Origin of the sequence: Pseudomonas pudica (assembly GCF_015680405.1) — a bacterium.
In the GTDB taxonomy this organism is placed as follows: Bacteria; Pseudomonadota; Gammaproteobacteria; order Pseudomonadales; family Pseudomonadaceae; genus Aquipseudomonas; species Aquipseudomonas pudica.
Window position 1 is genome coordinate 25,579 of record NZ_JADLJS010000048.1, and the last position, 7,839, is coordinate 33,417.

7 protein-coding genes and 1 pseudogene are annotated in these 7,839 nt (G+C 61.6%); 7 read left to right on the top strand and 1 reads right to left on the bottom strand.

The window, feature by feature from the left end; all coding sequences use genetic code 11:
- Nucleotides 1-31: 31 nt before the first annotated feature.
- The 3 genes and pseudogenes from IRZ77_RS23075 to IRZ77_RS23085 form a co-directional block, all read left to right on the top strand.
- Nucleotides 32-1,360, top strand: coding sequence for an MFS transporter (locus tag IRZ77_RS23075; RefSeq protein WP_108481859.1), 1,329 nt, complete (start codon nt 32-34; stop codon nt 1,358-1,360).
- 88 nt (nt 1,361-1,448) lie between these two features.
- Nucleotides 1,449-2,366, top strand: a complete 918-nt coding sequence (locus tag IRZ77_RS23080; RefSeq protein ID WP_046615874.1) for an amidohydrolase family protein — start codon at nt 1,449-1,451, stop codon at nt 2,364-2,366.
- A 30-nt stretch (nt 2,367-2,396) separates the two neighbouring features.
- A pseudogene (locus IRZ77_RS23085) lies at nt 2,397-2,576 on the top strand (chitin deacetylase); the annotation flags it as partial.
- A gap of 33 nt (nt 2,577-2,609) precedes the next feature.
- Here the strand turns inward: IRZ77_RS23085 and IRZ77_RS23090 are convergent.
- Nucleotides 2,610-3,647, bottom strand: coding sequence for a sterol desaturase family protein (locus IRZ77_RS23090; protein ID WP_196174487.1), 1,038 nt, complete (start codon nt 3,645-3,647; stop codon nt 2,610-2,612).
- Between the two features lie 209 nt (nt 3,648-3,856).
- On the opposite strand from IRZ77_RS23090, the gene IRZ77_RS23095 reads away from it, so the two are divergent.
- From IRZ77_RS23095 to tal, 4 genes are all read left to right on the top strand, one after another.
- The gene (locus tag IRZ77_RS23095) at nt 3,857-4,288 is read left to right on the top strand and encodes a GFA family protein (RefSeq protein WP_085601664.1); all 432 of its coding nucleotides are present in this window, start codon (nt 3,857-3,859) and stop codon (nt 4,286-4,288) included.
- A 79-nt stretch (nt 4,289-4,367) separates the two neighbouring features.
- Nucleotides 4,368-5,237, top strand: a complete 870-nt coding sequence (locus IRZ77_RS23100; protein WP_196174488.1) for an AraC family transcriptional regulator — start codon at nt 4,368-4,370, stop codon at nt 5,235-5,237.
- Nucleotides 5,238-5,440: 203 nt separating this feature from the next.
- Nucleotides 5,441-6,451: a tRNA dihydrouridine(20/20a) synthase DusA gene (gene dusA, locus IRZ77_RS23105; protein WP_196174489.1), complete on the top strand. Its 1,011-nt coding sequence runs from the start codon at nt 5,441-5,443 to the stop codon at nt 6,449-6,451.
- A gap of 265 nt (nt 6,452-6,716) precedes the next feature.
- Nucleotides 6,717-7,643, top strand: a complete 927-nt coding sequence (gene tal / locus IRZ77_RS23110) for a transaldolase (RefSeq protein WP_196174490.1) — start codon at nt 6,717-6,719, stop codon at nt 7,641-7,643.
- Nucleotides 7,644-7,839: the final 196 nt, after the last annotated feature.

Sequence of the window (7,839 nt, forward strand, 5' to 3'; positions counted from 1 at the left end):
CACTCCAGAAAAAAAACAATTGGAGAGCACCATGATTTCAGCAACATCGCTGCCGGATGAACTCGAACGCAGCACCATGCGCCGCATCGCCTGGCGACTGCTGCCCTTTCTGATCGTCTGCTACCTGATCGCGATCATCGATCGCGGCAACATCGGCATGGCTTCCCTGCAGATGAACGAGGACCTGCAGCTCACGGCCAAGGTGTTCGGCTTCGCCAGCAGCCTGTTCTTCTTTGCCTACTTCCTGGTCGAAGTGCCCAGCAACCTGGCCATGCAACGCTACGGGGCACGCATCTGGATAGCCCGCATCATGATCACCTGGGGCCTGATCTCGGCAGGCACGGCGTTCGTTCAGGGTGCCAATTCACTGTACGTGATGCGCTTTCTGCTGGGTGCTGCCGAGGCCGGTTTCTTCCCGGGCGTGCTGCTGTACCTCACCTACTGGCTGCCGTCTGCCTACCGCGCGCGCATGGTGGCGCTGTTCATGGTGGCGATCCCTGCCGCCAACTTCATCGGTTCGCCACTGTCGGGCCTGCTGCTGAACCTGGATGGCTGGATGGGCATGCGTGGCTGGCACTGGCTGTTCATTCTCGAAGGCATTCCAGCCGTACTGCTGGGCATCGCCTGCCTGTTCGTGCTTACCGACCGCCCCGAGCAGGCCAAGTGGCTGAATGACGAGCAGCGCGGCTGGCTCACCAAGCGCCTGGCTGATGAAGCCTCGAAAAAGACCGCCATCGGCCATATTTCGCTGTGGAAGCTGCTGCGCCACAAAGACATCTGGGTGCTGGCCCTGATCTACTCGGGCGCTTCAGCTGCAGGCAGCACCATGAGCGTGTGGGCCCCGCAACTGCTGAAGACATTCGGCCTGAGCTCGATGGAAATCGGCCTGGTGAATGCCATCCCTTACGGTGTTGCCTCTGTGCTGATGATCATCTGGGGTCGCAGCTCCGACCGCAGCGGCGAGCGTCGCTGGCACACGGCGATGACCATGCTGCTGATCGCGGCGGGCCTGTTGATGACCTTGTTCACCTCGTCCCTGCCGGCAACGGTGATGATGCTGACCATGGTCCTGGTGGGCGCCTACTCGATGAAAGGGCCGTTCTGGGCGCTGGTGTCGGGTTGGCTGTCTTCCTCGACTGCTGCTGCGGGGCTGGCAGCCGTGGGCGCCATGGCCAACCTGATTGGCGGAGGCATCATGGTCAATGCCTACGGCGCCATTCACGATGCCACCGGCAGCTACTCCATGGCGCTGATGCCGTTGGCCGCGCTGTGCACCGTGGCCGGGATCGCGGTACTGGTGATCGGCCGCAAGCGCCAGCGCGAGCAAGCTGAGGCAGCCAGCGCCCTCAGCGCGAAATAAGCCGCAAAAGCCGTACTTCGATGCCCACTTTCCTGCCTCAGAAACGTGGGCATCGTCATTTCACAACAACAATAAACGAGGAATATCCATGACGTTGTCTCGTCGTCAATTCTTGCAGGCCACCGGTGCACTGGGTGCTGTCGCCTCCATGGGCGCCATGGCCGACGTGCCCTTCAGCAAGGGCGATGCGCACCCGCGCCTGACGCCGCCCGCAGGCAGCATCGACTGCCACATGCACCTCTACGACAGCCGTATCCCGGCCGCACCCGGCGCTACCCTGCTGCCGGCGGATGCCTCGCTGGAGGATTACCGCAAACTGCAGCAGCGCCTGGGCATCCGCCGCATGGTCATCGTCACGCCATCGACCTACGGCACCGATAACCGGGTGATGCTCGATGGCTTGTTGCGCAGCCGAGGCGATGCCCGGGGTGTGGCGGTTGTGTCCAATGGGATTACCGACGCAGAGCTTGCCGAACTGCACCAGGCAGGAGTGCGTGGTATCCGCTTCAACCTGAGCGTCGGCAGCCAGGCGCTCGATGGGCTGGAAAGCCTGGCCGCGCGGGTCGGCGAACTGGGCTGGAACGTACAGGTCGCTACCGGGCCGCTGCTGCCCGAGGTTGCCCCGCGCTTGCTGGCCTTGCCAGGCAAGATCGTTATCGACCACATGGGCCATGTACCACAGCCAGAAGCGCTGAAGTCGCCAGCTTTCGCCGCACTGGTGCGGCTGCTGGACACCGACCGGGCATGGATCAAGCTGTCGGCACCTTATCTTCGCTCGAAAATCGGAGCACCGCTGTTCGAGGACGTCGGCCGAGTCGCCACTGCACTGGTCAGCCATCGCCCTGATCGCATGCTATGGGGTAGCGACTGGCCGCACCCGACGCTTGCCGCCGAGCAGAAACCCGACGATGCGCAGGTCCTTGACCTGCTGATGCGCTGGGCACCAAAGGAGCAAACCCAGGCCCTCATCTTGCGCGACAACCCCACCCAGCTCTACGACTTCTGATCACCTGCCAAACCGAAAAGTCGGCCGCATCGGAAGGGCGCGCACCGCCCGAAGATGATGAGCGTGGGCCTGCATGGGCGGATCAGTGGCCATCCTGGTCGTGCGATGGCGCTGGCGCGCTTTCTCGATTACGTGCAGGGCCACGACGGGGTGTGGGTCTGCCGGCGCGAAGAGATTGCCAGGCACTGGATAGCCCAGTTCCCCGCCTGAGCGGTCAGTCGTTCGCAACAAACACGGGATCAGCTAACGACCCGCCCTGCCGGACGCGCCGAGCACAGCCTTGCGCTGGCACTTCACCAGGACCTTGCGGCCGGTTTCGACAAAGGGCGTGACGATCAGGCTATAGACCGTCAGGTAACGCTGGTGGTCCTGCTCGTTGGTGCCGAAGCGGATGTTTTCGGGCGTTGATGTAGTGACATAGAGCGTGCCGAACATCCAGTCCCAGATGGACAGGTTGGTGCCGAAGTTACGGTTGAAATGGCGCGGGGCGTCGCTGTGATGGATCTGGTGCTGGGCCGGGCTGTTGAACACATGTTCCAGTTGCGGGCCGAAAGACAGCCAGACATGGCTATGCCGCAGGTTGGCCGCCAGGCTGTTGAAGATGAATACCAGGTAGGTCACGCCGAACAGGGTGTAGCGGCTGACTTCACCGCCGCAGAGGTACCAGAAGCATCCGGCGTAGAGGCCGATGCAAATGCCGGTGCTCAGTTTCTCGACGATCTTTTCCACGAAATGCACCCGGCTCGCCGTCGCCGGTACCAGCACGGGCGCCGAATGGTGGACCTTGTGAAAGGCCCAGAGCCAGCGGGAGTGAAAGGCCCGGTGCGCCCAGTAATGGATGAAGTCCTTGAGCAGGAACACCCCCAACCCGTAGAGCATGGACAGTGCGAGGTTTTCGCCCAGGCGCGGGCGCGCGCCCCAGAGGTTGTTGAAAAAGGCCAGGTAATCGCCGGAGCGCAGGATGTAGGGGTCGACCAGTTGGACGACGGGCAGCACCAGCGCAATCTTGAGGATGGCCCGCACGAAGTAGTAGCGGTAGTCCAGCAGCGCCGAGGGATGCAGATGTACCCGGGCGCCGCCGATGAATTGCCAGAACGACTGGGCGTCGCTCAGGCCGCGCCGCTTCCTGAAACGGAACAGGCCGTAGGCTGCGCCATAGGAGATGCAAAGAAACAAGACCCCGAAACGGCCGTTCATATTGAAAATGCCGAGAAACTGCTCGGTAACGGGCGTGATCACCCAATCGGTCAGGTGCTCAGAGAAAAGCGGCAGGGCATCCACGAAACGTCAGCCTCGGCAAAAAACGGGGGCGCAATTGTAAATCAGTTTTATTTACTCAAGCGGTTTTATGCAAGCGCCCGGTACCCTCGACCGACACAGGCAGTACCACCTTGCAGACAAGGTCCGAGGGGTGAACTACCCGCTGCGCCCAGTCGACTGATCATGCGAGGGCAGTTACGCTGGCGCTTCCCACCTGCACGGAAGCGCCAGTGATCGAAACATACGAAGGAAGCTGCTTGTGCGCAGCGGTCAGTTACCTGCTACTGACCCCTCCCAAGGCAGTCAGTCATTGCCATTGCAGCCAGTGCCGCAAAAGCCACGGGGCAGCCTTCGCCTCCTATGGCAGCGTTCCACGCAGCAGGCTGCGAATCCTCCGCGGCACCTGCAGCATCAAAGCCTTTGCCTCTTCGCCGACGGTAGTGCGCGAGTTCTGCGCCGAGTGCGGCTCGACTTTGTTCTGGTCACGTTCCCAAGGCGACTTTGCCGACTGGGTTTCGATAGCACTGGGCACACTTGATACCCCGTTCCTGCCCAAGAAGCAGAAACACGTTCATGTCGATTTTGCTGCCCCCTGGTACTGCCCTCACCTGCACACATTGGCAACGCCAAGCCATCCACAGCACGGTCAAGACAATCCTTGATAGAGCAATCACGGCTAGGCACCTCCATGTCTGAACAACGGATACTAGCGCGCACCGCACCTTCCGGAGATTCCGTTCGTTGACTGACTCACAGCACAACCCAACCTACGCAAAACGGTTCGAAGCCGTGCTTGCCTATATCGACAGCCACCTCGAAGGGGACCTGTCGGTAAATGCCCTGAGCCGCATCGCCAATTTCTCGGCCTTTCACTTTCATCGGCAATTCACGGCATACATCGGCATTCCGGTATCACGGTATGTGCAACTGATGAGGCTGCGACGCGCGGCGCATCAACTGGTCGCCTCGCCGGCCATCTCCGTACTGGAAGCAGCTTTCGGCGCCGGCTTCGAAAGCCCCGAAGCCTTTTCCAGGGCTTTCAAGCGTGCGTTTGGCATGGCGCCGAGCGTATTCGCCAAGGCCCCGAACTGGCAGGCCTGGAGTGCGGTTTTCGTTGTTCCTCATCTTTCAAGGAGTATCACCATGCAGATCCGCATCGTGGATTTCGCCGAAACCCATGTGGCCGCGCTCGAACACCAAGGGGCGCCCGGCCTGGTCAGTGAAAGCGTTGCGCGTTTTCGCCAATGGCGCATTCAGAGCGGCCAGTCACCGGTGGCCAGCAGCCGAACCTTCGGCATCCCCTACGACAACCCGGACACCACCCCGGCGCACGCCTTTCGCTTCGCCGTGTGTGGCGAGATAGACGAAGCTGTGCAGCCCAATGATTTCGGCGTGCACGAACGCGTCATCCCAGCGGGCCGCTGCGCCGTGATCCGGCATACCGGGTCACCTGACTACATTGGCGAAACCATTTATCCGCTTTATCGGGACTGGTTGCCTTCGAGCAATGAGGAACTGCGGGATCATCCGCTGTTCTTTCACTATTTGAGCGTGTATCCGGAAACGCCGCTGGAGCACTGGCAAACGGATATCTACGTGCCACTCAAGTAGGTCGGCTGGTGGCTAATCTGGGTAGGAGGCTGCTGGGCTGCGCATGGATCGAGTCCAGACGGATAGCCAGCTCTCTTGGTAAACTAGCCGCCTGCCCTGGCAATCACCGATCTCCTGCCGCCGACTTTTGCTACGTCGAGCTTCTCGGTTTGCTGCAAACACCCTCGAAACTGCTGAATTTGGTACAAGACACGTTGAACGATATGACCACAAACACAGGCTCTAACCCAGCAACCACGCGCTCTGAGCCTTCCCGTCGCTTCAGCGTTGCGCCCATGATGGACTGGACAGACCGCCACTGCCGGTTCTTCCTGCGCCTGCTTTCCAAAAACACTCTGCTCTACACCGAAATGGTCACCACCGGTGCCCTGCTGCACAACGACGCCCACCGTTTCCTGCGCCACGACGCCTCCGAGCACCCGCTGGCCCTGCAACTGGGCGGCAGTGTGCCGGCCGACCTGGCCGCCTGCGCCCGCCTGGCCGAGGGGGCTGGCTACGACGAGGTCAACCTCAACGTCGGCTGCCCGAGCGACCGGGTGCAGAACAACATGATCGGTGCCTGCCTGATGGCCCACCCGACGCTGGTGGCCGACTGCGTGAAAGCCATGCGCGATGCGGTGTCGACCCCAGTGACGGTCAAGCACCGCATCGGCATCAATGGCCGCGACAGCTACGCCGAACTGTGCGACTTCGTCGGCCAGGTGCGCGAGGCAGGCTGCCGGAGTTTTACCGTGCATGCGCGCATCGCGATCCTGGAAGGGCTGTCGCCGAAGGAGAACCGTGAGATTCCGCCCCTGCGCTATGACGTGGCAGCGCAGTTGAAGGCGGACTTCCCGGACCTGGAGATCGTGCTCAACGGCGGGATCAAGACCCTGGCCGAGTGCCAGGCACACCTTGCAACCTTCGATGGCGTGATGCTGGGACGTGAGGCGTACCACAACCCTTACCTGCTGGCCGAGGTGGACCAGCAGCTGTTCGGCAGCGAGGCAGCGGTGGTCAGCCGCAGCGAGGCGCTGGCGCAGTTGCGGCCTTATATTGTCGCGCACATGGAAAGTGGTGGCGCGATGCATCACGTTACCCGGCATATTCTGGGGCTGGCGCAAGGGTTCAAAGGCGCGCGGCGCTTCCGCCAGCTGCTGTCGGCGGATATACACAAGGCGGCGGAGCCGTTGGCGGTGTTCGACCAGGCGGTGGAATTGTTGCAAGGGCGGTGATTCAGCAGGCGGGCGTACTCGCCGGCAAGCCAGCCCTCCCGCAGCATGCTGCCGGGGTTCAGACATATGCAGATTCTGTGGGAGCGGGCAAACTTCCGGATTTTGTGTAAGCCGGTTGCATCCACAGTGGCCCTTGCAATCAGATGCGGAACCTCGGGGCCGCCTGCGACTCGAAGCTTCACCTTTCGCACCGCGCTTCGCGGGCCCTTGAGTGGCCGTCGGGGCTCGGGTAATGTCGAGTCATTGCACAGGACAGAGCACGCCCATGACCTCCAAGCTGGAACAACTCAAGCAGTTCACCACCGTGGTCGCCGACACCGGGGACCTGGACGCCATCACCCGCCTGAAACCGGTCGATGCCACCACCAACCCGTCGCTGCTGCTCAAGGCTGCGGCCATCCCGGGTTACGCCGAGCTGCTCAAGCAGGTAAAGGCCGATGCCAAGGGTAATGTCGACCTGGCCTGCGACAAGTTCGCGGTGGCCGTGGGTTCGGGCATTCTCAAGGTCATCCCGGGGCGTATCTCCACCGAGGTGGATGCCCGCCTGTCGTTCGACGAACCCGCCCTGCTGGCCAAGGCGCGCAAGCTGATCGAGCTGTACGAAGCCGCCGGTGTTGGCCGCGAACGCGTGCTGATCAAGCTGGCCTCCACCTGGGAAGGCATCCGCGCCGCCGAGAAGCTGGAGAAGGAAGGCATCCAGACCAACCTCACCCTGCTGTTCTCCTTCGCCCAGGCCCAGGCTTGCGCCGATGCGGGGGTGTTCCTGATTTCGCCGTTCGTTGGCCGTATCTACGACTGGTACAAGAAGAGCACCGGCAAGGATTACGTGGGCGCTGAAGACCCGGGCGTGCAGTCGGTCACTCGCATCTACAACTACTACAAGGCCAACGGCTACAACACTGTGGTGATGGGTGCCAGCTTCCGCAATATCGGCCAGATCGAGCAGCTGGCCGGCTGCGACCGCCTGACCATCAGCCCAGAGCTGCTGCAGCAGCTCAGCGATGATCAGGGCGACCTGCCGCAAGTGCTGAAGCCGGGCAATGCCGGCGAGCCCAAGCAACAACTGAACGAAAGCCAGTTCCGCTGGGCCATGAACGAAGATGCCATGGGTACCGAGAAGCTGGCCGAAGGCATTCGCCAGTTCGCGCGGGACCAGGAGAAGCTGGAGAAGTTGATGGCTGAAAAGGCCTGACACATTTCGAGATTGCCTGACGGGCGGGAAGTGTTCAGCATTTTCCGCCCGTTTTTCGTCTGGCCCCCATCAAGTGCCGGGCTTTAGCAGTTTGTTGAATTCAATGGCCCTATCGCCGGCAAGCCAGCTTGTGTCTTGAGAGGGGATTAGAATCTGAAGTGAGAGCGGTGAATGGCAAGCTGAATGCCAGAGGTGC

Excerpts from the sequence above, each read along its gene's own strand:
- IRZ77_RS23075 (WP_108481859.1), top strand. The coding sequence starts at position 32 with ATGATTTCAGCAACATCGCTGCCGGATGAACTCGAACGCAGCACCATG.
- IRZ77_RS23080 (WP_046615874.1), top strand. The coding sequence starts at position 1,449 with ATGACGTTGTCTCGTCGTCAATTCTTGCAGGCCACCGGTGCACTGGGT.
- dusA (WP_196174489.1), top strand. The coding sequence starts at position 5,441 with ATGACCACAAACACAGGCTCTAACCCAGCAACCACGCGCTCTGAGCCT.
- tal (WP_196174490.1), top strand. The coding sequence starts at position 6,717 with ATGACCTCCAAGCTGGAACAACTCAAGCAGTTCACCACCGTGGTCGCC.